The following is a 24,636-nucleotide window of genomic DNA, read 5'->3' on the forward strand; positions in this document are numbered from 1 at the left end:
CAGGCGTTTTCCGGAAACTGACAGGTTTGCCGCCGGGCGTCTTCGGTAGGCTCGTCCGTCCGTGTGTCCGCCGCACGGGGAAGACGCAGGGGGACGAAGAACGTGAGTACCACCACCGACCCGACCGCCGCCGGCCACCACATCGGCATCGTCGACGAGGACCCGCTGCGCGCCCGGCGCGAGGCGCGCGAGCTGCTCGCCTCCCTCACCGACGCCGATCCGCAGGCCGCGCTCGACGTCCCGCGCCCCCGGCCCGAGGACGGGTCCCTCAAAGGCGGCCCCGTCACCGACCTGATCGGGCTGGTCTTCAGTGGAGGTTCGCTCGTCGCCGCCGGCATCCAGGTCTGGCTGGCCCGCGTACCCCAGCGAACCATCGTCATCACCCGGGCGGACGGGACGACGCTCCGCGTCTCCGGCAGGCAGGCACGGGCCGACAGCGAGCTGATCGACCGGTTCCTCGCCGGCGGTGCGGCCGGGGCCCGGGACGAGGAAGGCGACGAGGCGGGGCCGGACGCGCGGTGAGCGACAACGACCGGTACGCCATGCTGATCGGCGTATCCACGTACGCCAGCGACCACTACCACGACCTGCCGCCCGTCCGGGCCGACCTGCACTACATGCGGGCGGTGCTGGAGAGCACCGAGATCGGCATGTACAACGACTGTGCGATGGTCGCCGAGCCGACCCGCGCCGAGATGCTGTACGCCGTCGAGCAGTTCCTCGAGGAGCGACAGCCCAGCGAGACGGCGCTGCTCTACTTCAGCGGGCACGGCCAGCTCTGCGAAGCCGACGGGCAGCTGTACTTCCTGACCCGGGACGCCGACCCGGACGACCTGCCCGGCACCGCCGTCCCGGCGGAGTTCCTGGAACGGATGCTCCAGTCCTGCCGGGCCGCGTCGAAGCTGGTGCTGCTGGACTGCTGCTCCAGCGGGTCCGTCGTCCAGGGGTGGACCTCCAAAGGCGGCGCGGACCCCGGCGACCGACCGGCGCCCAGCACGCTCCTGCACCCGACCGGCGTGTACTTCATCACCGCCTCCGACGCTCTCCAGGCCGCGTCCGCGAAGGCACCCGAGGGATCCTCCCTCGGCACCTCCCGGTTCACCGGCGAGATCGTGGAAGGCCTGCGGAGCGGGCGGATCAAGGAAGGCGGCTGGATCACCCCGGACGACCTCTTCGAGTACCTGACCGCGCAAATGGTGGTCAAGGGCGTCCCCGAAGAGCAACGACCGACCAAGTCCACGATTCGGGCCACCCGTTCACTGCCCTTCGCCCGCTCGGTCGCCCGGCCGGTCCGTCTTCCCGAAGCGCCGCGCGACGCGGCCCGACCCGAGGCGTCCACAGCCCTGCTGAAGGCACGGCAGTCGATCACCCAGGACGCCGGGGAAGGCATCGACCCACAGCGGCTGCTGCGGTACTACGCGCACTGCCTCGGCGCCCAGGCGGCGTCCGGCATGCTGCCCGATCGCGATGGCGGACGGGGATCGTCGTACTTCTTGCTGGGCCAGGGCCCGGAGGCGATCCAGTCCGGGCTCGGGCACTCCTTCCCCGCCCCGGGGCAACTGCCCAAACCCAAGAGCACGGGTGCGCAGGCCGACGGGACAGGGCTCCAGGAGTACTGGTACGGATATCCCGCGATCACCCTTCCCGAACGCGGGGAGGGCCGCCGGCGGGCGCCGGTGCGGATCGCACCCCTCCTGGTCCAGCCGATGGAACTCACACCGGACGAGAACGGCCGTGACCTGCTGCGCCCGAACGGGGTTCCCTCCCTGCACACCGGTGTGGTCACCGAGCTCCTCTCCGACGACGAGGCCGCCGAACTGATGGCCCGCTGGCAGCCGAGCTGGCAGGAGGGCAACGGCGCCCAGATGCTCAAGGCGGTACGGGAGCTCCTGAGCGAACTCGGCATTCCGGAGCTGGAACCCCTCGACCTCTCCTCGCTCAGCGAGCGGTCCGTGATGGACTCGCTGCGGCCCGGCGCTCACAACGCCGCCGTGCTGCTGGCACCGTCCGGCCTGGAGCGGGTCGCGACGGAGGGCCTGGTCGACAACCTGCTCCAGATGTCCACGCGTGCGGGTCAGATCGCGGGTACCGCGCTGGACGCCCTCCTCGCCGGCGGCGGCGATGGTGGTGACGGGCCTGATCGTGACGGGTCTGATCGAGACGGGCCTGATCGAGACGGGCCTGATCGTGATGCGGCGGTCGTGACGGTGGTCTCCCCCGGCCCGTGCAACGAGAGCCAGGAGCAGGTGATCTCCTCGGCGATGACCCGTCGGCTCACCGTCGCGACCGGCCCGCCCGGTACCGGCAAGAGCGAGGTGGTGACGGCCGTGGTCGCGACCGCCGTCGCCGCCGGGCAGACCGTGCTCGTCGCGTCGACGAACAACGAGGCCGTCAACGTGGTGGCCGAGCGGTGTGACGAGATCTCTCCGGGCCTGCTCATGCGGACCGGGAACGTGGAGGCCCGGGAGCGGGAGGCGGACAAGCTGGCCGGACTGCTGGCCGAGCCGGTCGCGGCCCCCGCCCGAAGTGCCGTGACCGTGGCCGGTGAGTTGCGCAACCGCCACGCGCGTACGGCTGTCCTCCGGGTGGAGGCGGCAGGGCGGATCGGCGAGGAGGCCCGCCTGTTGGAGCTGGTCCGTGAGCGGGCCAGGCGGGCGGACGGGCTCGCGCTGCCCGTACGCGTGCTGGAGGGTGCCTGGGCGACGGACGAGCCGGCGGCGCTGGCCCGCTGGGAGGAACGCGCCCGGAAGGCCGCGCGAGCCGGATGGCCGGCATTCGGCCGGTGGCGCCGCGGGCGGGCCCTCGCAGCCCTCGTGGGATCGTCCGGCGGCGGATTCGAGGCCTCGTGGCCCGCCTGGGCAGCGGAGCGCCCCGCCCCGCCCGAGTTGCTGCTCGACCTCGCGGAGACCGTGGCGGTCGAACGGGCCCTGCGGGAACTCGTACCGGCACATCTGGCCTGGGACGAGGACGCGCTGAAGCGCGCCCGGCTGGAGAGCGCCGCCGCGTCCTCCGTGGCGTCGAGGGAGCTGGCGCACTCCGTGGCCGGCGAGGCCATGGTGCGGGGCGCGTCGCTGATGAACCAACGGCTCCAGGCGCTGCGCCGGCGCTCGGGTTTCCAGAAGAGCCAGCGCAATCTGATGGCGTACCTGAAGGCGTGGGCCGTCAGCACGCACTCGGTGCGTCAGCTCGAACTCGCCCCGAAGCTCTTCGACCTCGTGGTGATCGACGAGGCGAGCCAGTGCTCGATCCCGTCGGTGCTGCCGCTGCTGTTCCGGGCGAAGCGTGCATTGATCATCGGCGACCCCATGCAGCTCGGACACATTCCCGGCATCAGCCCGGAGCAGGAGCGGCAGGCCCGGGTGCGGGCCGGCCTGAGCGCCGCGCAGTTGGAGGACCACCGCCTGGCCTACCACGTGTACGCCTCGTACCACGCGGCCGCGCAGCACGGCGAGGCGGCGCTGCTGCTCGACGAGCACTACCGGTGCCATCCGCAGATCGCGGACGTGGTCAACGGCTACTGCTACGCGGGCCAGTTGCAGGTCCTCACCGACATTCGCAGCCAAGTCCCGCCGGTCGATCCGGCGGGGGCCGCCGATCCGGCTCCGGTGCTCGGCTGGGTGGACGTGCCGTACGGCGAGTCCGCGGCCGGCAACGGTGGCCGATCGTGGCGCAACCAGGCCGAGGCGGACCAGGTGCGGCGGACCGTCGACGAGCTGCTGGCACGCCTGCCCGAGGGCGCCACGGTCGGGGTGGTGACGCCGTTCCGCGCGCAGAAGGAGGCGCTGGCCCGGGTGTGGGCCGGTGACGACCGGGTCCGGGTCGGGACGGTGCACGCCTTCCAGGGTGGTCAGCGTGACGTCATGGTCCTGAGCCCGGTGGCCACGGACAACACTCCGCCGAGGACGACGCACTGGGTGGCGAGCCAGGTCAACCTGTGGAACGTCGCCGTCACGCGGGCGAAGTCGCAGCTGATCACGGTGGGGAGCCATCGCTTCTGGCAGGGGCAGGCGGGGCTGCCGGCAGTTCTCGCGGAGCGCTCGACGGTGCTGCGCACGGGGACCCCCGCCGAGCGGGACACCCTCCCCGCTCCCCAGGCGCGGTCCGGATTCCGCGAGGAGCTCGCCGACCGCCTCCAGGAGTACCTCGGCACCCGTGGCGTCACCGACCTGGAACGCGCGGCACTGGTTGGTGGGCACACGGTGGACCTGCTGTTCACGCTGGACGGTGAGAACACGGCGGTGCTCATCGACACGGGCCCGCCGCCCGGGCAGGATCCCGCCCGCCACCTCCGGCTCGCCCACGCACGCGGCGACCTGCTGATCGGCCTCCCCTCCGGCGGACGCGGCGCGAAACCCGCACCGGTGACCCGAACGGTGCGCCTCCCGGCCTGGCGAGTACCGGCCGGGGACGCGCTGCTGGACCCGCTCTTCGCCTGACCCTCCCCACCGTGGTCGGGGTCCGCGGTCGGGGTCGCCCGCAGGCCCCGGACGACGCACGACATGCGCTGGGCATCCCCCACACGGTGTCAGACCGTCGCGTCACCCACCCCGGACGACCCCCGCCCGCACACACGGTCCCGCGGCCGGCTCTCCCCCGCACCGGCAGCTCGACGAGCTCCCGGTGCGGGCCGCCCGATGGGCGTGGGTGCACACCTGACCGCGGCCGAGCAAGCGAAGAGAGCCACGAAACCGCAGCTCACGCGTCCTCGCGCACCGGCTCCAGGATCGCCACGCACTCCACATGATGGGTCATCGGGAAGATGCCTGATTCTGACCTGTCTGAAAAACGCGAGGTCAGAGGCCACCTAACCAAGATGGGCACTGTCTCGGAAGGCCCCGAGCGTCAAACGAGCGTCAGAAGAAGCCCCGCATCGGGCCATGCCCATCTCGCCTCAGTGCCCTGCGGCCATAGCTGTTCACCGGCGATCGTCGTCAGCGAATCTTCGACGCCCTGGGCTGAGACCTCATGACCGACCGACGACGAACCAGACTCGCTGCCACAGGATGGCGCCGACCGAGATACTGGGGCCCCAACGGCGTCGCTGTGGCCCTGGCCTCTGCCACAACTACCCAAGATCAAGAGCGGCTCGCTACCAACGTGTGCAGTGGTCACGCCGCCAACCGCCGGGTCCCAGTCGAGGTGGCGGCCGACGGAGCAGGGGCAATGCCGACGACTTCGACCTGAACCCCCCACGCTGCGAGCGTCCTGGCTGTGTGTACCAGGGTGACCTGCGAGAACGGGAACAGAGTGTCGGCGGTGAGGTCGGTACCGTCCTTCAGTAGGATCGCGAAGACGACCTTCGAGGGCCGGAAGCCTTCCGGCAGTCCGCACCCATTCCGGGCCGCGGCCACCTTCTCGGCGAACCGTTCCCTCCCCTCCGGGGAGTTCCGCAGAGTCTGTACGGCGACGAGCGCCTGGCTGAAGAGGTGACTCAGCGCGTCGGAGCCCTTGGCGCGCTTCACCATGACCAGGATGTTGTCCGGGCTCAGCAGGTCGCAGATCTCCACGCCGTTCCCGCGATTCAGGGCGGACTGAACGTTGTCGCGGTCGAAGCAGACGTACCCGGGCCGCTGGTCCGGCACGGACTCGTTGTAAGTGCGCTCCTTCTTTCCGAGGACCCACGGGGGCAGGTCTACGGACGGGGAGTCGAAGATCAGCCGCTCGGCGTGCGAGCGGATCGCCTTCAGATACTCCTGGTCGATCTCGTATCAGTGTTCGTCCGTCAGAGAGAACCGGCGGGAGTCGAGGGACACTTCCGCCTCAATCCAACGGAGCGTGCTGGACGTCCAGATCTCGTCGGCCCGATCGGCGCGGCTGTGCTGGTAAAGGATGACTATTCCTTCCCGGAGTGCGTTCACGCGCCTGCCGGCACGCTGGACGCGGGCCCGACTCAGGACGTAATCGAGGTTGAAGTCTTCGGTCGACTCGCCGGCCACGTCGCTGTTGATCCTGGCCCTGAACGCCCGGGCGGCCGTGTAGTCGTCCCAATGATCGGCGGGGACAGCAACGCTGACCCTCCCGTCGGGCTGCTGTCCCAGGACGTTGTCGAGGACGGCCTCCATGCGGGTAAGGAGGACAGGATCGTCGACGGGTACGACGTGCTCGACGAACTCCAGCTCCGGGCTCGGCTTCTCCTCGCGCAGCACGCGGGCGATCGCATGGATGTCGGCGATGAGGTCGGCGCCCTCCACGCCGAGCCGCAGGCGCAGGCCGGCACCACCCTCGGCGCTGGAGACCCTCGCCGGGTTGTCACGGGAGATGGTGAGCGGGATGTCGTCCAGGTGGCCGCCTAGACGCCGCACGATCTGGGCGTGTTCGACGATGCCTAGGCTCCACACCGAGGCGCCGCTCGGGATCAGAGTGATGTCGATGCGCCCTCCGCCCGGAGTGTGCGACACCAGATCCCGGATCCGTCCGGGGTCCACCCGGCGGGACGCAAAACTCAGCCCGAAGCGGTGGTCCTTCAGCCGGTCAGGGACGAGACGGAAGCCCTGGTCGTAGCCGATTGCGTAGACCTCGCCGTCGACGGCGAGCATCAGCAGCCCGGCCGAGGGGTTGACCGGCCGCGACACCGCGATGCCCGTCGTATGGAAGATCTCGTCGCACCAGCTCGCGACGGGCTGCTCGAAGCTACCGGTGACCAGGACCGCCGGTGCATCGAGGATCTCGGGAAAGTCGAAATCCGCTTGGACCCGCTCCAGTTGGTTCGCGTCCAGGGCGTCGAACATCGCGGCGACGGTGGGAACAACGCCCCTGAGCCGGTACAGGGTGCGCTTGGACGTACGGGTTGCCATGGTGCCGCTCCCTGTGCGCGGTGGCGATAACCGCCCTCGTCGTGTCGATCTCACGCGCTTTTCCTCTGGCGGCGGTCCTCGTGCCGCAGCGGATCAGGGGCAGCCTTCTTCTGTTACCGAACCGACACGTGACGTCGGCCGGCTGGTACTCAGCGGGCCAAAAGCCCGACGACCGCTGCGACTTCGGTGCGCCAGACGTGCACCTGGTCCCGGGTGGGGCCGATCTCGTACTGGTGGTAGTGACAGCCGAGGCAGAGCTGGCTCCACGCAGCCTTCGCCCGGCGGGCAGTCTCTACTTCGGCGCAGCCTCGAAGCCAGAGGAGTGCGGCCCTCATGGAGCCCTCACGGATCGTGCGGGGCGCGCCGTGAGCGGTGAGACGGGCGACGACCGCGCTCTCCAGGGCGGCGCGGAGGGCGAAGGCGGCACCACGGCACCGGCTCGCCGCGGTGGCGGTGAGCGCGGCGGGAGGGGCAGGTACGGATGCAGCGACCCCCACCGTGGCGGGGCCGCCCGTGACGGGACCGGTGGTGGGATCGCCGTTGCCCTCGATGAGCAGGTCTGCGGTGTCCAACAACTGACGGATCGTCGCGTTCATCGGGTGTCCTCCTCCGGCTTGCGCACGGTCTGGGCGACGACCTTGATGTCCCTCACGAACAGGAGGGGGTCGGGCATCGAGGTGCCGGACGGATGGGCGCTCTCCTGGCACTGCCTGATGAGGTCCACCGCCCCGGAGCCGCACCGTCTGCGCAGTTCGCGGTAGACATCACCCGCCGTCTTCGACGGGTCTCCGAAGAGCCCCAGTGCGGCGATGTCCATCAGCTTGAGGGCGGCCGCGACGGTCCTCTCCGCCTCATGCTCGGTCAGTCCGGCGCGGTGCAGCCGCAGCCACGCGGCCTCGGAGAAGGCCCGTTCCAGGACGGTGCGGCAGAGGCTGGGCAGTACGTGGGTCATGGCGACGGGCGGGAGGTTCGGTGTGCGGGCGAGGGCGCGTGCGTCGTCCAGTGCCTGGCCGACCGGATCGGTCACACGGCTCACGGTCACCGCCGAACGCGCCTCCCGCTCCACCTCCAAGACCGTCACCGGGAGTTCCTGGTTGGTAAAGGCCCGCTGGAGCCGCGTGTCGTGGGTGAAGACCACGACCTGGCGGGTCTCGCCGAGGTCGTGCAGGACCTTCGCGAGGCCGTGGACCTTTGCGGGGTCCATGGACTGCACGGGGTCGTCGATGACGACAAACCCGAAGGGGCTGTCAGGTGCGGCGGCACGCGGCAGGAAGAGCGAGAGCGCGAGGGAGTGCAGCTCGCCCTGGCTCATGACGCCGAGGGCCGCCGCCTCCGTGCCGTCCACGGACACGTCCATCACGAGCTTGCGCACCGCGGCCTTCTCGCTGCCGGTCAGGCGTACGGAGCGAAGGTCGACGTTGCTCTGCTGCCGCAGTTCCTCCCAGATCCGCTGCGAGTGGTCCTCGAAGGGCCGCAGCCGCTCCTCGCGCAGCTCGGCGCACACCTCCTTGAGCCACTTGCGGGCTGCCCTGACCTGGCGCAGCCGGGGCTTGCAGGCGTGCGCGGTCCGGGCCCGGTCGAGCCAGGCGGCGAGGCGGTTGACGCAGAGCCGCCACTCCTCGTCGAGCTTCTCCAGCTCCCGAGCGGCCTCCTCCCGCAGGGCCGCGCAGGCGTCCGCGAGGACGAGCGCGGCGGTCTCGGCACGGGCGGCGAGCCACTCGGCGTTGTCGATCGCCCGGCAGGCCGCCCACTCCTCCCACGGAACGACCAACGGGGCGGGCAGCCACGCGGGGACCCGCGTGACGAGGTAGCGGATGGCGTCCATCGCGTCCCGCAGCTCGGTGCGGGCTTCCTGCGCGGCGGCGGCCTCCCGGCGCAGGGCCGCCACTTGTTCGGCGGCCCTCTCGGCCCATGCCTCGTCGAGCGGCTGGTCGGACCCGCACACCGGGCAGGCGTCCTCGTCCGGGTGGCGCCGGCTGTGGTCCAGGGCCTTGGCCAGCAGTTCGGCGCGCTGGTGGGCGTCCTCGGCACCCGAGGCGCGTACGTCGTCGAGTACGGCGACGGCCTCGCGCAGCCGATCCACGGCTCCGCCGACCGCGTCGAGGTCGGGACCAGCCAGCCCGACGGTCGCGCGCAGGTCCCTCAGACGGTCGTCGTCCGCGCCGGGCAGTCCGGCCACGAGGGCGCCCACCCCGTCGAAGTCGGGAGTCCCTGTCCCGTAGACAGCCGCGAGCGCGCGTTCCGCCCGGGGATCGTCAAGCACGGACAGAGCCTCGACGAGTGCGGGCAGTTCCGCCTCGGCTGCCTTCGCCGCGGAGTTGAGGGCCTTCTCGGTGGCCTGGAGCTGCTCGTCCGCGTCCGTCAGCTCGCCGAGCCCGAGGATAGTGGCGACGGAGTCGTACAGCTCGCTGGGCCTGCCGCTGATGATCTTGTCGAGATCGGAGTACGACAGGAAGGGCCGGTAGTCGTTCAGCGCCCGCGCCCAGCCGGCGTCCTTGAAGGGCCGCCGGCCGTGACCCGGCCGCCTGAGCTCGACCTCCGGGGCCGTCACGTCGTCTCCCGGCCAGGTGCACGTCAGCGTGGACGGCCGCGGGTCGGCCGCGATGGCGAGGCGGACCTCGGCCTTCGGCTCGGCCCCATCATGCAGGTTGCGCCAGTGCCGGCGCCACACCTCGCCGCGCTGCTTGTCGAGGCGGGCGGTCCGGCCGGTGAACACCGTCTCGGCCGCCTCGGCGAAGCTGGACTTTCCCGAACCGTTGCGCCCGACGACCAGGGTTACGCCAGGCTTCGCGGTCAGCGGCAGTCGCGCCTGGCGACCGATGCCACGAAAGCCGCTGACGCTGATGGATTCGAGGAACATCCGGTGGTCCGGGTGCGGGCCGACGGGCGCCTCCGGGCCGGTTCCCGACCCGCCCAGTGCCTCACGCAGCATCTCCTTGGCCGCCTCGGCGAGGGTCGATGCTTCGAGGCGGCCAGCCAGCACTGAGAGCGTCGAGAAGCCGCCGCTATCAGCGGCCCGCCCGACCCGCCCGCCCGGCTCGACGTTCTCCGTGGGCCCGTTCTGCTCGGGGTGCTCCGTCATGGGGGTCTCCGCCCTTCCGTGGTCCGATCCGGTGGGTAGTCGGCCGAGCAATGCGGTGAGCGGGAGGTGTGGGCCTCCGGCTGCTGTGCGCGAGCCCGGTGTGACGGAACAGACGTTAGGGACAGAGACACGTCGCTTTCCATGAACTCCGCGATAACATGGGTTATCGCAACCACGGATGAATACAGCTGAGTTGCCGCCTCGATGGCCACCGCTGCCCATACCGTCGTGCCCCCGGGGCGGCGAGGCGCTGCCCCCAGCGCACGGCCAGGACGTCCGCCAGGAGCGGTCCTCGACCGGACCCGCCCCCCACTTACAACGAGGGCGACCGTGCACGACGCGTCCGACGTCGCCGGGTGGCCCCACGACTTCCGGCGTGGTCCACATCCGCACCCGTCTCACGGCCGACTTCACAGTGAGGCTCCAACACCCTCGCCCAGCGGCGTGGCAGCACGGTCACGGTCGGCGTCGCGGCGTACATCTCCTCCCCGCCCGCCAGCTCCCGTGAGCATCGCCGCCCTGCGCGAGTACTTCAACGAGGGGGAGATCCTGATCTCGCGAGCGCTCAGGGAACTCAAAGCGCCCGGGTACCTGGAGCGTCGCCGCGAGCGAACGCCCACCGGGCAGGTCGTACCCGGACGTACTTCTACGACGACGTATCCGGCGCCGATCCGGATCCGGACGGGCCTCCCGAACCGCCCAAGCGGCGTCGCCCCTGGAAGCAGCCGCTGCTGCTGCGGCGGTCCCGCCCGCGTCAGCGGCCGTGCAGGAAAGCGTGCAGCCACCCGTCCAGGCCGGAGCGGAGACACCGATCGCGCTTGCCGAAGCCGACCCCGAGCCGCCGCAGTACTCGCCGCCTTGCGGGTCGACCCCCACCTTGTCCTGTCTGCGCAGGAAGCCGCCCGCCTTCGGGCGGCTCAAGACCCGGAACCTGGAGATCCGTCCTGTCCTGGAGCGCAAGGCAGTGCTGTGTTACCTGGACAACCAGCAGCTTCGCAGCGCCGAGATGGGCGAGCGGCTCGTCGCACGCCGTGACTCGATCCACCGGGCCGTCGAGAAGGGCGATCCCGCAGCGTACGCCGTGCGGCAGGACCGCATCGAGCGCACTTGGCCCTGACGGGCGGGCTCCTCTTGAGCCCGCCCGCGCTCGGAGCTACTTCGCTGCAGGCGCCCACAGCGAGGCCACGATCTCCATCTGCTTGAGAACCAGGTCGACCGCCTCGCGCTCCTCCTCTGGCGGGTAGTCGAACATCGCCAGCACGCGGCGGATGCGGGTACGAAGCTTCGCCCGGACGGGCTCGCGGGAGAGCCAGTCGACGGAGAGGTTCTTCTGGATGTCCTTGACGAGGGCACGGGCAATCTCGGCGAGCGTGTCGTCGCCGCCCTCCATCGCCTTGGCCATGTCGCGGTGGGCGACCGCGTCGTAGAAGGCCAGCTCGGCGTGGCTGAGCGGCGGGTCGAACGTCTCGCCGCGGCGAGCCTCCGCCGATACCTCCCTCGCCAGGGCGGCGAGTTCGGCAATGACCTGGGCGCTGGTGAGCTGCTGGAGCATGTACCGCTTCATCAGGTCGTCGAGGCGCTGGGAGAAACTCTCGTTCCGGACGACGTTGTGCTTCGTCACCTCGCGCATCTTCTGCTGGATCAGGCGACGCAGCGCCTCGGTGACCAGGTGCGGGGTCTCAGAGTTCTCCAGCTTGCGCAGCTGCGCCTCGTTGAGGCGGGTGATGTCCAGCCGGCCAATGCCGGCCTCCGCGTACAGGTCGGTGATCTCGTCGGCGTCGACGACCGAGGCCGCCAAGGCCTGGAGGTAGCGCTGAACCTCTGCGCTGAGCGGCTCCCCACTCGCCTCGCGCTGGGCGGCGTCGAGTTTGATCATCCAGGCTCGGACCTCGCTGAAGAAGGCGATGTCGCGGCGCCAGTCGTCCAAGTCCTCGCAGCGCTCGGAGATCTCGCGGCTCATCGCGCAGACGCGGTAGAAACGGTCGAGCCGGGCGGCGCTGTCCTTGAAGCGGGCGGAGAGCGGCTTGGCACCGGGCTCGACCTTGTTGCCCGGGTTATGCGGGTCACGGAGGAAGTCGGCGGTCAGGCGCAGAGCACGCTTGCGGGAGGCGGGGCGGCCGGTGTCGGCGAGCCACTCCCTCCAGTGGCACCCGGCCAGCAGCCCCTTGATGGTCGCCAGCTCGTTCTTGACCTCGGTGATGGCCCGCTCGATGTCCGCGCCGAGCGTCTGGTCCTCGCGGTCCTGGTCCGAGTACTCGCGCAGGGCCTTGGTGAGGTTGTCGGTGAGGGGCGCGTAGCCGACGAGAAGGCCGTCCTGCTTGCCCCGGAAGCGGCGGTTGACGCGGGCCAGGGCCTGCATCAGGTTGGCGCCCTGCATGGGACGGTCCATGTACAGGGTGTGGATGGGCGGCGCGTCGTAGCCGGTGAGCAGCATCGAGTGGACGATCAGCAGTTCCAGCTCGTCGTCCGGGTCCTTGGCACGGGCCTGGACGACCTTCTGCTGGGACGGCCGCAGAGCGTGCTTGCGCAGGTGCTTCTCGTCGGAGGGGTCACTGTGGAAGACGATCTTCATGACGCCCTGGTCGGCTTCCTTGCCGACCCAATCCGACCGCCGCTCGGCCAGCGCGTCGAAGAGGGACACGCAGATCTCCCGCGTCATACACACGACCATCGCCTTGCCGGGACCACCGAGGTCCGGCTTGACCAGTTCCCGGCGCGCCTCCCAGTGGGCGATCAGGTCGTCGGCGAGCTTCGCTATCCGGTCGGGAGCGCCGTAGACGGTGTTCATCGCCGTGGCGTACCTGATGGCGCGGCGGCGCTCGGCATCGTCCATGCCCTCGGTGAGGGTGTTGGCCTGTTCGTCGATCTTGCTCGGGTCGACGTCCTTGGGCAGGTCGACCTCGATGACACGAGGCTCGTGGAAGACACGGACCGTGGCTCCATCGTCGACGGCGCGCTTCAGGTCGTAGACGTCGATGTACTCCCCGAAGACGGCACGGGTGTCGGCCTCGGCCTTGGAGATCGGCGTGCCAGTGAAGGCGAGCAGGGTGGCGTACGGGAGCGCGTCGCGCAGGTGGCGGGCGTAGCCGTCGAGGCTGTCGTAGTGGGAGCGGTGCGCCTCGTCGACGATCACCAGGATGTTGCGGCGCTCGGAGAGAAGCGGGTGCGACTTGCCGGCGTCCTTCTCCTCCTTGCTCAGGCCGAACTTCTGGAGGGTGGTGAAGAGGATCCCGCCGACATTGCGGCTCTTGAGCTCGGTGCGCAGCTCTTCACGGGTGTTGACCTGGAGGGGTTCCTGGCCGAGAAGGGTCTTACTGTCCCGGAAGGTGTCGTAGAGCTGGTCGTCGAGGTCGGTGCGGTCGGTGATGACGACGATGGTGGGGTTGTTCAGAGCCGGGTGGCGGGAGACGAGCGCGGCCGTCTCCACCATCTCCTCCGACTTACCGGCGCCCTGCGTGTGCCAGACGACGCCGGCCTGGCCGGTCCCGCGGGACGCCTCGACGACCGCGTCCACCGCCTTGTTGACCGCGAAGTACTGGTGAGGCTTCGCGATGCGCTTGCCAGAGAGGGGCTCGCCCGGCTTGGGCGGGGGGAAATTGACGAAGTTACGGGTGAGGGAGAGGAACCGCTTCTGCGTGAACAGGCCGTGGAGGGCCAGGTTCAGTGCGTCGAGGCCGTCGTAGCCCGGCTCGTTGGTGTCGACAGGCTTGCCCTCGTGATCTACGTTCCAAGGTGCAAAGTGCTCATACGGCGTAAAGACCGTGCCGTACTTGGCGGTTATGCCGTCTGAGACAAGACAGAGCACGTTGTAGCGGAAGGCAATCGGGAACTCCGAGACGTACGTCTGCAGTTGAGCGTGCGCGTTCCTGAGGGTCGCGTTCTTGTCGGACGCGTTCTTCAACTCCACGACGGCCAGGGGCAGGCCGTTCACGTAGAGGACGATGTCGAAACGGCGGTGACTGCCATCGGTCTCTCGGACGGTGACCTGATTGACGGCGAGATAGCTGTTCGCGCCGGGGTCCGTGAAGTCGACGAGACGGACGGTCGGAGTCTGCTCGGCGCCGAACTCATCGGTGTAGGCCAGCCGAATTCCGGTGGTGAGCTGTTCGTGCGCCTGCCGGTTCTCCAGGTACGCCTCGCGGGAGGCGGGGTCGATGGCGATGCGCATCGCTTCGTGGACGGCGGTGGCGGTCAACTCCGGGTTTAACTTCTCAATGGCCATCTGGAGCTCGTCGTGCAGGATCAGGTCGTCCCAGTTGTGACGATGCCCAGTGCCGGGGGCGAGATCCCTGCCGGCCTTGACCTCCCAGGCGAGCTCGCCGAGGTCGTCGAGGGCGAGGTGCTCCCAGGCGGACTCGGTCATCTTGGCGTCAAGGTGGGTGGGGGTGTGCTCGCTGCTGCCTTCGGCGGTCATACGGCGCCCTCCACAATCTTCGCGGCGTCGCGGACACGGAGCTTGCCGGTCATTAGTTGTGGGAGAAGGGTGTCGCGGAGGGCGGCTAGGGCGCGGGACTCCACCTGCGCCTGGTGGGAACGAAGTCGGAGCTCCATGGCAACCCCCTCGAACCTGTCGCAGTCTTCTGAGGTAGGCAGCACGACCGGCGCTTGCTTGAATCGTTCTGCACGAACGGCGGGGTAGGCACTACCTTCCGCCACGTTCTCCAGATAGTTCTGGAACTCGATAGCGCGCGTAACCTCATAGAGAAGCGCAGGGCCCACCCCTCTTGGGCTCAGGACAGCCAGGCCAGTAGAGAACACGAGTTCAGGGTCAGTGTCGAGCACGAAGGCATGCGAGCGTCGATTTGGACGGACGGTGGACCAAATCGTGTCACCGGCGGAGGCTTTCCTTCGAGCTCGCCCCGGCGCGTTCCTCCAGAGAATCCTTTCAGGCCAGTCATAAACGCCGACGCCAACCGCAGCAATGTCTACATATCGGAGAATTCCGTCCGCCTTCGGCTTTGCTGCAACCTGGTTTACATCAGCGATCTCACCAAGCAGTAGATTGCGAACTCCATCACTTCCCTCCACCGCCCTCCTATAGAGGCAAGATGTCAAGTCATCGACTGTGGCCGCGATGCACTCATTGGACACGATCTTGTCATCCAATGACCCCAGTACAGCAACGATTTCATCCTGCTCACCGCGAGGCGGCAAGGGGACCATGAGCTTTCGGATCGACGTCAGCGGGGTCGCAATACCTGGCACTCCCACCGTCGAGGCGTTCGCAAGGAGCGACCGTTGCCCCTCACTCGAACGAAACCAATAATAGTAGAACTCCGGCCGGGCAAGAGTTTCATCGAGCCTCGTCTTGACTTGACTTGACCCAATCACGTACCGATCGAACATCGGCACCCGAGGAATCATCGAAACTTGCCCAATAGTGCCGCGGTGCGTGAAGATCAAGTCTCCCGGCTCAACGTTGGCCGACATAATTTCGTCGGCCTTCTCGTCGGTGACGAAAACGAAGTCATCATCAACGAAGATTCCATGTGCCAAGTTAACTCCGCGCACCACCGGCACCCCAGCGGCCACATAATTTTCCTTGGTGATCTTGGATCCGAAAGGCCCCATGGAAAAGGCTGATCGCTCCTGCGAGGCTAGCTCTTGATACTCAACGTAACGCCACTCAGCCACCGATCCTCCCCAACTGCTCCCGCACCACCGCATCCAACCGAACCGACTCATCCAGTTGCTCGAACAGCTCCTTTGTCAGCCGAGCGATCCGCTCCTCTACCGGCTCCGCGTTCGGGTCCTCCGCGACCTCCGCCGCCCCCACATACCGCCCCGGCGTCAGCGCGTAGTCGTGCCTTCCGATCTCCTCCAGCGTCGCGCTGTAGCAGTACCCCGGCACATCCTCGTACGTAATGCTCTTGTCCTTCGCCGACTTCGTGCCCCGCCACGCGTGATACGTGTCGGAGATCTTCTCCAGGTCCTCCTCTGTGAGGGCCCGCTCCGTGCGGTCGACCATCGTGCCCATTGAGCGGGCGTCGATGAAGAGGACCCGGCCCCGTCGGTCCTCCAGCGCCTTGGCGCCCTGCGGGGACTTGTCTTTCGTCAGGAACCACAGACATGCCGGGATCGCCGTCGTACGGAACAGGTTGCCCGGCAGGGCGATCATGCAGGAGACGAGATCTGCCTCGACCATCGCCGCGCGGATCTCGCCCTCGCCCGACTGCTTGGACGACATCGAGCCGTTGGACAGGACCACGCCCGCACTGCCCCGGTCGCCCAGCTTGGAGGCGATGTGTTGGAGCCAGGCGTAGTTGGCGTTCGACTGGGGCGGAGTGCCGTACCGCCAGCGTCGGTCGTCCGACTTCCTCGCCCAGTCCGACATGTTGAACGGCGGGTTAGCCATCACGAAGTCGGCCTTGAGGTCCGGCAGTTTGTCATCGGCGAACGTGTCCGCCCAGCGGTCGCCGACGCCCTTGGGGTCCATGCCGTGGATGGCGAGGTTCATCTTGGCCAGGCGCCAGGTGCGCTCGTTGGCCTCCTGGCCGTAGACCGCGATGTCGTGCGTGTGGTCCTTACCTCGCCGCCGCGCGACGAACTTGCCGCTCTGCACGAACATTCCGCCCGAGCCACACGCCGGGTCGTACACTCGCCCCTCGTACGGCTCGAGCACCTCGACGATCAGGCGAACCACACTCGCCGGGGTGTAGAATTCGCCGGCCCGCTTGCCCTCGGCGCGGGCGAACTTCTCCAGGAAGTACTCGTACGTCTCGCCCAGCACGTCCTGCGCCGGACGGTCGCCGTGTCCCGTGAAGCGGGCGTCGCTGATCAGGTCGACAAGTTCCTTGAGGCGGTTCTGGTCGACATTGTCGCGATTGAAGATCTTGGGGAGGACCCCGGTGAGGGCCTTGTTGGCCTTCATCACCTCGTCCATGGCCGTGTCGAGGAGTTGACCGACGCCGCCCTCCGCGCTGGCCGCGTTCTCGGAGATGTGGTCCCAGCGGGCGGTTGGGGGCACCCAGAAGACGTTCTTCTCCGTGTACTCATCCTTCTCCTCAAGGAAGGCCGCCCGGCGGTGCTCGGGGATCTGGGCCAGCTCGGGGTCGGCGGCCAGTTCCTCACGTCGCTCGGTGAAGGCGTCGGAGACGTACTTCAGGAAGACCAGGCCGAGGACGAACTCCTTGTACTGTGCGGCGTCCATGGAGCCGCGGAGCTTGTCTGCGGCCTTCCACAGGATGTCCTGGATCTCCTTGGTGCTGGAGACACTGAGCAGTTCACCCTGTCCGGCGGCTGCTGCGGCTCGCTTGCGGGGAGGCATCGTTCCTTCTTCCAACTGATCGGTGGATGGGTGTGGATGGGCTACATGCGGTCGACGGGTTGGGCGTGCGGATCTGCGAGGGTGAGCGTGCCGTCCGCCAAGCCGGCGACCGTCAGGCCGCAGGCCTCGGCGAGAGCCTCCGCCTGGGCGCGCAGCAAGCCTTCCCTACGTTCGGTCTCGGCCAGCAGGGCGTCGAAGCGGATCACCTCGTCCGGTTCGAGGTCGGGGAGTTGGTACTCCTCGATACGGCGGGCTGGGCGTACCGCGCTGGGACTGCGGCCGGTGCCCCGGGCGGTGCCCAGCAGGGCCGCCAGGACACGCGGCGTCAATGGACGGGCCGCGTCGGGGTTCACGCGGAGGACGCGGGACGGGAAGGCGACCACCGAGAAGCCATCGTGGTCGACGTACAGGCCGAGGCGGGGCGTGAGGGTGTAGACGACATCACCGGGCTCGGTGAGCGCCACCCGGTCGTACTCGGCAGCCAGGAGCAGCCGGTCGATACGGCGTGCGCCGACGGGTCGTTCACCCGTGATCTCATCGGAGCCGAGGACGGTGTGGTGGCCGTCCGCCGTGAGGTGCCGGTCGTCGACGCGGTGGCCAGGTAGCCGGGTCACAGCACGTCCGGCAATCAGCTTGCCGAGAGTGGTGCGCCGGGGCAGGCGACCCACCCGGCGCAGTAGGCCTCCTCGATAGGGGCCCTGCTCGTCCTCGTACGCGCGGGTGTCCGCCGTCGCGCGCTCCAGGCGCGCCTCGGCCTCGGCAATGAGGGCGGGGCGCTCCTTGACCTTGTCGGACCAGATCGCGGAGGCGGGCGGCGCGGGCGGGGTCAGCGGGCCGCCGAACGCCCGGTCCAGGTCGGCAACGGCGACCACACGGCCGTAGCGGGGGTCGTGGCCGTCGAGGGTCCGAAAACCCTCCGCGCGCCAGAGGAGAACATCCTCAGCGAGCCGCGTGCGCACATCCGCCGTGAGCTGCTCGGAGCTGATGTCAGCCAGTAAGATCTTGCCCTCCGCCTCCAGGACGGGGCCACGCGTGAGCGTCCACAGGGCGGGACGGTAGCCTGGCCGGAAGGGCAGAACGCCGCCAGGGAGCGCGATGACGGACTCAACGACGTTGCCGCGCAGGAGGGCCGAGCGGAGATGGGACGCCTCGGTGTCCTTGAGTCCGTCCACGAGTGCGTCAGCCGGGCCCAGGACGAGGGCCGTGCAACCGGGGCGGAGGAGGTCGGCAACGCGCTCCACCTCCGCCAAGGCGGCGAGCACGGAACGGTCCTCGCCGGGGCGGTAGGGGAGCTGGGTAACGACGAGGTCCGGGTCCGCGAGGCGTTCTTCCAGGTCAGGGCCGGTCTGGACATCGAGGTCGAGTTCACTGACACCGGCGAGGAAGAGGCGGCGGCGGGTAATCCGGGCCAGCCGCTCGTCGGAGTCGGCGGCGAGGACGACGATGCGCTCGCGGTCCTCCGTGTCGTCGAGGAGCGCGGCGAGCAGGTCGCCGGCGCGGGCATACGGGTCGGCGAGGGTAAGGGATTCACCGTGCTCCAGGCGGACGCGGATGTCTGTGAGCTGGGTGAGCAGGCTCCGCAGCTCGGGGGCAACAGCGTCGGCGACGAGGGAGTCCATGCCGAGCCGGGAGCGGGCGGCGAGCAGCCACTCGTATGCGCCGCGTTCGTCGTAGGCGGCCTCGACCAAGTCCTCGGCAAGGCGGGCGAGCGGGGCTGCGGTGGCGTCGAGGAAGCGTAGTTCCCGGAGGACGAAGTCGTCCTCCGCATCGATCCGTTCGGCGCGGCGCAGCACAGTTGACCACAGGACCCCGTCTGCTTCGGCGTCACGCAAGGGCCCGGTCGTGCCGGCTAGCGACCGACCGTCGAGCCGGCGCAGACACAGAAGACTTCCGAGTGTCTCGATCAGCTGCCACGGCGTGAACCGGTCCCGCAACGCAATGATGCCGAAGAGAGCCAGCTCAGAACGGAGTTCCATCGGAGCGACGTTGCCCAGTCCGGAAGTGATCAACCACTCGGCCACCTGGTCACCGTCGAACAGCGGCCTTCCCGAGTCTTCGGACACGGCGGCGGGAAAATCACGGTGCCGTCGGCGCCAGGTAGTCACAACGGGACGCCTCACCCGCGCGAAGGCGGCGATATCGGACATCGAAACCAAGAGAGATGGTGGGGGGCCTGGTGTTACGTCCGGCGACCCAGTAGCCACGGTATACACAACCCCTCTCCATCTCTCGTCCGTCGTCAGCCCGCGCACGTTTGGGTCAATCCCTGCCACCCACTGCGACTTCGGCTCAGCGAATCCGGCCCAACAAACGATACGGGGTCCGTGGATCCATCCTGCGCAAAACAGTGGTAACAGGGGTTATCAGTCCCTACCTTTCCTTGACGGGGCAGCTCCGCGACGATGGTCGGCAACGGTCGGAGGGCAGCCGTTCCCGTGGCCGGATGCCATCGAACCAGGCGGCTTTCGTCACTAGTCCGCTTGCAGGGGACGCGGCGGCCACCGAGACAGAGGGGGCACGGAATGGGCGATCTGGCCAAAGCAGTGGCGCCACTTGAGGAAGACGCCGTGGAGGTCCGCGAGCTGCGGAAGATAGTGGAGCGTATCGACACCGAGATCGAGGCCCGTATGGAGGAGATCGAGGCCATCGGTGCGGATGTCCTTGAACTTCATGGCGATCTCGACGACCAGATCGCCGAGTACGACTACATGGCCGTCGAACAGTCCGTCGCGTCTCTGGGAGGACTGGTGGACATGGAAAGAGTCCTTCCCTCGATGGACGCCGTCCTACTTCTCACCGCCCTGCGCGACGACGAGCCCGTACCCGATCTCACTCTGCCCCTGTCGTCGTTCGAGAAACAGGAAGTCTTGGAACATCCTCAGCTCTCGCAGGAGGACCTGGACCGCGCGTTCGAGGCAGCGCTGGCACGGGCGGACCAGCGCTGGGAAGAGGTCTGGGGTGACCACCCCTGGGAAGATCTGGAAGAACGGGACTCCAAGCGGGCCGAGGAACGCGCCGATACCGAACGGGAAGCGATCAAGAACCGGGCGGGCCGGGCCGGTGCCCACATCATGGAACTCATCGGCTATATCGGTGACACGCTGTGGCCAGACCTCGTGGAGGCGCTGGAAGCCGGCGCCCGCAAGCGTGCGGTCCAGGTGCTGGCAGCAGCTTGCGCTGCCGCACAGGAAGCCGAGCCTGCCTACAAGCTGTACGAGGTCAACCTGTCGGTGCAGTACGAGTCGTCGCCGATGTCCCTCGGCGCCATGGGCGAGTTTTTGAGCGACGCCGAAGCATGGTTGATGTCGCCGAAGGCCGAGTGAAGGACTTGCAATGGCCAGCACTGGCTCGTGTTCTCACTGTTGCGGGTGACGCTGCCCATCAGGCGAGCCGCGACAGCTGAACCAGCGGCCTCCTCGACAGACCGGCGGCAGGCCAAACCTGCGCTACGTCCGGTTCGTAGCGGGAGACGGTGCACCGACGTCGAACCCAAGCAGGTAGTCGAGGAGGCGCTGCTTCACATCGCCGGATCTGGTCCTGAAAAACATGGGGCCCCGGTACGGAGGCGGGCCGGTCACGACCGTGACCGGCCCGCATGGGTAAGCCGCTACACAACGCAGGCCGGGAGACATCCACTCCCAGTTGACGGCACATCAGAGCTCAGTCGGCGAGCGTCAAGATGCTGAGCAATCCGGCGACACTACGGCCGAACGTCTACCTCAGCTGCCTAAAACCGCAGGTCAGGCAGCCGCAATTGTGGGCACCAGCGTCCACCTATTACTTGCCCGGAAACAGGTCGAGTGGACTATCGGAAACAGAGAAACCACAGGTCAGGCGTTCTTCGCGATGGGCTCCAGGATCGCCACGCACTCCACGTGGTGCGTCATCGGGAAGAGGTCGAAGACGCGCAGCGTGCGCACCTTGTAGCCGTTCTCCTTGAAGTAGCCCAGGTCGCGGGCCAGGGCCGCCGGGTCGCAGGCCACGTACGCGATGCGGCGCGGGGTGAGGCCGGCCACCTGGCGGGCCGTCTGCTTGCCGGCGCCGGCGCGGGGCGGGTCGAGGACGACCAGGTCGCACTCGGTGATGCCGGTCTTCGGGAGGATCTGCTCGACCTTGCCCTGCTCGATCCGGACCCGCGGGAAGTCGGTCAGGTTGTGGCGGGCGTCCTCGACGGCGCGCTTCGTCGACTCGATGCCGAGTACCGCGCCGGTGTCGCCGAGGCGTTCGGCGAGGGCGCCCGCGAAGATGCCGACGCCGCAGTAGAGGTCGAGGGCCATCTCGCCCTTGCGCGGCATCAGGCCCTGCATGACGGCCTTGATCAGGGTGTCGGCGGCCTGGGGGTGGACCTGCCAGAAGCCGCCCATGCCGACGCGGTAGGTGCGGCCGTCGGCGCGCTCGCGGACGAAGGGGCGGCCGTGGACGCGGTGGACTCCGCCGTCCTTCTCCTCGACGCGCAGGACCGAGACGGGCTTGTCGAGTTCGACGAGCGGCAGTCGGCCGCCGGGGCGGGGGGTGAGGACCACCTGGCGGTCGTTCGAACCGGAGGCGGCGATGGCCTCCACCGACGCCATCTGGGGCCAGTCCTGCTGTTCGATGCCGAGTTCGCTGACGCCGGGGGCGGCGATCATGCAGTGGTCGACCGGCTCGATGTCGTGCGAGCGGTGCTTGCGCAGGCCCACCCGGCCGTCGTCGTCGATCGCGAACTGGACCCGGGTGCGCCACTGCGGTACCTGGCTGGCCGGCAGCTTGTCGCCTTCGGCGGGCATGACCGTGCCGTCCCAGCCGGCTTCCTCCGGGGTGAGGCCGGCGAGGCGCTTCAGCTGTTCGGCGACGACCTCGCCCTTGAGCCGGCGCTGGGCGCCCGGCTTGGCGTGCTGCCAGTCGCAGCCGCCGCACTTGCCGGGGCCGGCGTACGGGCAGGGGGCCTCGACGCGGTCCTTGGAGGGGTCCAGGACGGTGATGGCGTCGGCGCGCAGGAAGCGGGAGTCGACGTCGCCTTCGGTGACCTTGGCGACGACCTTCTCGCCGGGCAGGGTGTGGCGGACGAACAGGACCCGGCCCTCGGCGGTGCGGGCGATGCAGTGGCCTCCGTGCGCGACGGGGCCGACCTCGACCTCGTACTCCTCCCCGACCAGTGACTGCTTCTCGATCTGCTCGGTCATGGTGGGGAGACTCCAAAAGCTGAAAAGGGAACGGCCGGACGACCGACCCACCAGTTTACGTGGATCTCGTCCGGCCGTTCACCAACCCGAACCCGGGGCGACCCGGCCGCCCGGGCCCCGGTCGGCCGAGTGCCCGGGGCCCTGCTTGGCCGAGCCTCCGGGGCCCGCCTGGCCCAGTCCCCCGGGCGCCCCCAGCCCCAGGCTCCCTACTTCGCCGAGTCCTTCGGCCGCGACCGCGGGGTGTCCACCGGCCCGCGGCGGACCGCGCCGGGGGCGTTCCAGTCCTGGCGCTTCTTCGCCCGCCGCTTGGCGAGTTCCGAGGACTCCAGCTGGTACGGCACGGAGGTGACCATCACGCCGGGTGTGAAGAGCAGTCGGCCCTTGAGGCGCAGCGCGCTCTGGTTGTGCAGGAGGTGTTCGTACCAGCGGCCGACGACGTACTCGGGGATGTAGACGCTGACGGCGTCGCGCGGGTTCTCGCTGCGCAGTCCCTTGACGTACTCGACGACCGGCCGGGTGATCTCGCGGTAGGGCGAGTCGAGGATCTTGAGCGGGACGTTGATCCCGCGCTGCTCCCAGTCGGCCTTCAGCGCCTTGGTCTCGGCCGGGTCGACGCTGATGCTGAGTGCTTCCAGGGTGTCCGAGCGGGTCAGCTTCGCGAAGGCCAGGGCCCGCAGCGTGGGCTTGTGGACCTTGGAGACGAGGACGATGGAGTGGACCCGGGAGGGGCGCACGCTGTCGTCGCTGGGGCCTTCGGCGGCGGCGATCTCGGTGGAGACGCGGTCGTAGTGCTTGCGGATGGCGGTCATCGTTCCGTAGAAGATGACCATGCCCAGCAGGGCGACCCAGGCGCCGTGCGTGAACTTGGTGGCGAGGACGACGACGAGCACCATGCCGGTGAAGAACGCGCCGAACGTGTTGATCGCCCGCGAGCGGTGCATGCGGCGGCGGGCGGCCTGGTCGCGCTCGGAGCGCAGGTGCCGGTTCCAGTGCCGGACCATGCCGATCTGACTGAGCGTGAAGGAGACGAAGACGCCGACGATGTAGAGCTGGATCAGCTTCGTCGAGTCGGCGTCGTACAGCCACACGAGCAGCATGGCGGCGCCCGCGAGGAGCACGATGCCGTTGGAGAAGGCGAGGCGGTCGCCGCGGGTGTGCAGCTGGCGCGGCAGGTAGCGGTCCTGGGCGAGGATCGAGCCGAGCAGCGGGAACCCGTTGTAGGCGGTGTTGGCGGCCAGGAAGAGGACGAGCGCGGTGGCGATGGCCAGGATGATGAAGAGGAAGCTGCCACTGCCGAAGACGGCCTCGCCGACCTGGGAGATCACGGGGTGCTGGACGTAGTCGGCGCCGACGGGGACGCCGTTGTCCAGGAGGTCGACGGGGGGGTTCTCCGCCATTTTCACGTCGGTGGCCATGGCCAGGCCGATGATCCCGCAGAACATGGTGACCGCGAGTCCGCCCATGAGGGCGAGGGTGGTGGCGGCGTTCTTGCTCTTGGGCTTGCGGAAGGCGGGGACGCCGTTGCTGATGGCCTCGACGCCGGTGAGGGCGGCACAGCCCGAGGAGAAGGCGCGCAGGAGCAGGAAGACGAGGGCGAATCCGGCGAGCCCCTGCTGTTCGGGTTTGATCTCCAGGTCCGCGGTGGGGGCCTTCATGTCGTCGCCGAGTACGAGGCCCTTGAAGGCGCCGTAAGCGATGAGGACGAAGACGGCTCCGACGAACACGTAGGTCGGGATCGCGAAGAGTTTCCCGGATTCCTTGACTCCGCGCAGATTCATCAGCGTGAGAAGGATGATCATGATCATCGCCGAGAGCACCTTGTGCTCGATGACGAAATCGACGGCGGATCCCAGGTTCTCCACACCGGAGGAGATGGAGACGGCGACCGTGAGGACGTAGTCGACGAGCAGGGCGCTCGCCACGGTGAGGCCGGCTCTGGGTCCGAGGTTGGTGTTGGCGACCTCGTAGTCGCCGCCGCCGCTCGGGTAGGCGTGGACGTTCTGTCGGTAGGAGGCGACGACGGTGAACATGAGCACCACGACCGCGACCGCGATCCAGGGGCTGAAGTGGTACGCCGACACACCCGCGATCGAGAGGACCAGCAGGACCTCGCCCGGGGCGTAGGCCACGGACGAGAGCGGATCGGACGCGAAGACGGGAAGGGCGATCCGCTTGGGGAGGAGTGTTTCTCCGAGGCGGTCGCTGCGTAGCGCCCGGCCGATCAGGATCCGTTTGGGCACGTCGGTCAGTTTGGACACGCAGAGGATCGTAAGCGTTCGAAATCCGCCTGACGAACCCCCGGCCCCTTTACAAGGCAATGAGCGGCGAATG

General features: G+C 68.7%; 11 protein-coding genes and 2 pseudogenes. 4 read left to right on the forward strand and 9 right to left on the reverse strand.

Going from position 1 to position 24,636, the window contains the following annotated elements; translation table 11 throughout:
* Positions 1–102 precede the first annotated feature (102 nt).
* Positions 103–522 (forward strand): effector-associated constant component EACC1, encoded by a 420-nt coding sequence (locus tag ADK55_RS05125; protein ID WP_053676249.1) that lies wholly within the window; start codon positions 103–105, stop codon positions 520–522.
* Positions 519–4,436, forward strand: coding sequence for a caspase, EACC1-associated type (locus ADK55_RS05130; protein ID WP_053676250.1), 3,918 nt, complete (start codon positions 519–521; stop codon positions 4,434–4,436). The genes ADK55_RS05125 and ADK55_RS05130 overlap by 4 nt, the downstream gene beginning before the upstream one ends.
* 672 nt (positions 4,437–5,108) lie before the next feature.
* On the opposite strand, the pseudogene ADK55_RS05135 reads toward ADK55_RS05130, so the two are convergent.
* The 3 genes and pseudogenes from ADK55_RS05135 to ADK55_RS05145 form a co-directional block, all read right to left on the reverse strand.
* Positions 5,109–6,794, reverse strand: a pseudogene (locus ADK55_RS05135) (TIGR04141 family sporadically distributed protein).
* Between the two features lie 149 nt (positions 6,795–6,943).
* A complete protein-coding gene (locus ADK55_RS05140; RefSeq protein ID WP_234349902.1) occupies positions 6,944–7,390 on the reverse strand; it encodes a hypothetical protein in 447 nt (148 codons plus the stop codon).
* The gene (locus ADK55_RS05145; RefSeq protein WP_053676251.1) at positions 7,387–9,876 is read right to left on the reverse strand and encodes an AAA family ATPase; all 2,490 of its coding nucleotides are present in this window, start codon (positions 9,874–9,876) and stop codon (positions 7,387–7,389) included. The genes ADK55_RS05140 and ADK55_RS05145 overlap by 4 nt, the downstream gene beginning before the upstream one ends.
* A 376-nt stretch (positions 9,877–10,252) precedes the next feature.
* Between ADK55_RS05145 and ADK55_RS40870 the strand changes: the two are divergent.
* Positions 10,253–10,794 (forward strand): annotated as a pseudogene (locus tag ADK55_RS40870) (hypothetical protein); the annotation flags it as partial.
* A gap of 235 nt (positions 10,795–11,029) precedes the next feature.
* On the opposite strand, the gene ADK55_RS05155 reads toward ADK55_RS40870, so the two are convergent.
* The 4 genes from ADK55_RS05155 to ADK55_RS05170 are packed head-to-tail and all read right to left on the reverse strand — an operon-like array spanning position 11,030 to position 19,119.
* On the reverse strand, positions 11,030–14,290 hold the full coding sequence (locus ADK55_RS05155) for a type I restriction endonuclease subunit R (RefSeq protein ID WP_053676252.1): 3,261 nt from the start codon (positions 14,288–14,290) through the stop codon (positions 11,030–11,032).
* Positions 14,287–15,510 carry a restriction endonuclease subunit S gene (locus tag ADK55_RS35940; protein WP_159041285.1) on the reverse strand — a complete coding sequence of 408 codons (1,224 nt, stop codon included), beginning with the start codon at positions 15,508–15,510 and terminating at the stop codon, positions 14,287–14,289. The genes ADK55_RS05155 and ADK55_RS35940 overlap by 4 nt, the downstream gene beginning before the upstream one ends.
* Positions 15,503–17,143, reverse strand: coding sequence for a type I restriction-modification system subunit M (locus ADK55_RS05165; RefSeq protein ID WP_053676254.1), 1,641 nt, complete (start codon positions 17,141–17,143; stop codon positions 15,503–15,505). The genes ADK55_RS35940 and ADK55_RS05165 overlap by 8 nt, the downstream gene beginning before the upstream one ends.
* Positions 17,144–17,184: 41 nt before the next feature.
* The gene (locus tag ADK55_RS05170) at positions 17,185–19,119 is read right to left on the reverse strand and encodes a hypothetical protein (protein WP_199826447.1); all 1,935 of its coding nucleotides are present in this window, start codon (positions 19,117–19,119) and stop codon (positions 17,185–17,187) included.
* A gap of 546 nt (positions 19,120–19,665) precedes the next feature.
* Between ADK55_RS05170 and ADK55_RS05175 the strand changes: the two genes are divergently transcribed.
* On the forward strand, positions 19,666–20,466 hold the full coding sequence (locus tag ADK55_RS05175; protein WP_159041286.1) for a hypothetical protein: 801 nt from the start codon (positions 19,666–19,668) through the stop codon (positions 20,464–20,466).
* Positions 20,467–20,973: 507 nt separating this feature from the next.
* Here ADK55_RS05175 and ADK55_RS05180 read toward each other — a convergent pair.
* Both ADK55_RS05180 and ADK55_RS05185 read right to left on the reverse strand, forming a co-directional pair.
* Positions 20,974–22,305 carry a class I SAM-dependent RNA methyltransferase gene (locus ADK55_RS05180; protein ID WP_053676257.1) on the reverse strand — a complete coding sequence of 444 codons (1,332 nt, stop codon included), beginning with the start codon at positions 22,303–22,305 and terminating at the stop codon, positions 20,974–20,976.
* A gap of 206 nt (positions 22,306–22,511) precedes the next feature.
* Entirely contained in the window at positions 22,512–24,563 is a 2,052-nt protein-coding gene (locus ADK55_RS05185; RefSeq protein WP_053676258.1) for an APC family permease, read from the reverse strand.
* Positions 24,564–24,636 lie beyond the last annotated feature (73 nt).

Source organism: Streptomyces sp. WM4235 (genome assembly GCF_001279725.1).
In the GTDB taxonomy this organism is placed as follows: Bacteria; Actinomycetota; Actinomycetes; order Streptomycetales; family Streptomycetaceae; genus Streptomyces.

Coding starts and splice junctions, on each gene's coding strand:
- ADK55_RS05140 (WP_234349902.1), bottom strand. CDS start 7,390: ATGAACGCGACGATCCGTCAGTTGTTGGACACCGCAGACCTGCTCATC.
- ADK55_RS05145 (WP_053676251.1), bottom strand. CDS start 9,876: ATGACGGAGCACCCCGAGCAGAACGGGCCCACGGAGAACGTCGAGCCG.
- ADK55_RS05155 (WP_053676252.1), bottom strand. CDS start 14,290: ATGACCGCCGAAGGCAGCAGCGAGCACACCCCCACCCACCTTGACGCC.
- ADK55_RS05165 (WP_053676254.1), bottom strand. CDS start 17,143: ATGCCTCCCCGCAAGCGAGCCGCAGCAGCCGCCGGACAGGGTGAACTG.
- ADK55_RS05170 (WP_199826447.1), bottom strand. CDS start 19,119: ATGGAACTCCGTTCTGAGCTGGCTCTCTTCGGCATCATTGCGTTGCGG.
- ADK55_RS05175 (WP_159041286.1), top strand. CDS start 19,666: ATGGGCGATCTGGCCAAAGCAGTGGCGCCACTTGAGGAAGACGCCGTG.
- ADK55_RS05180 (WP_053676257.1), bottom strand. CDS start 22,305: ATGACCGAGCAGATCGAGAAGCAGTCACTGGTCGGGGAGGAGTACGAG.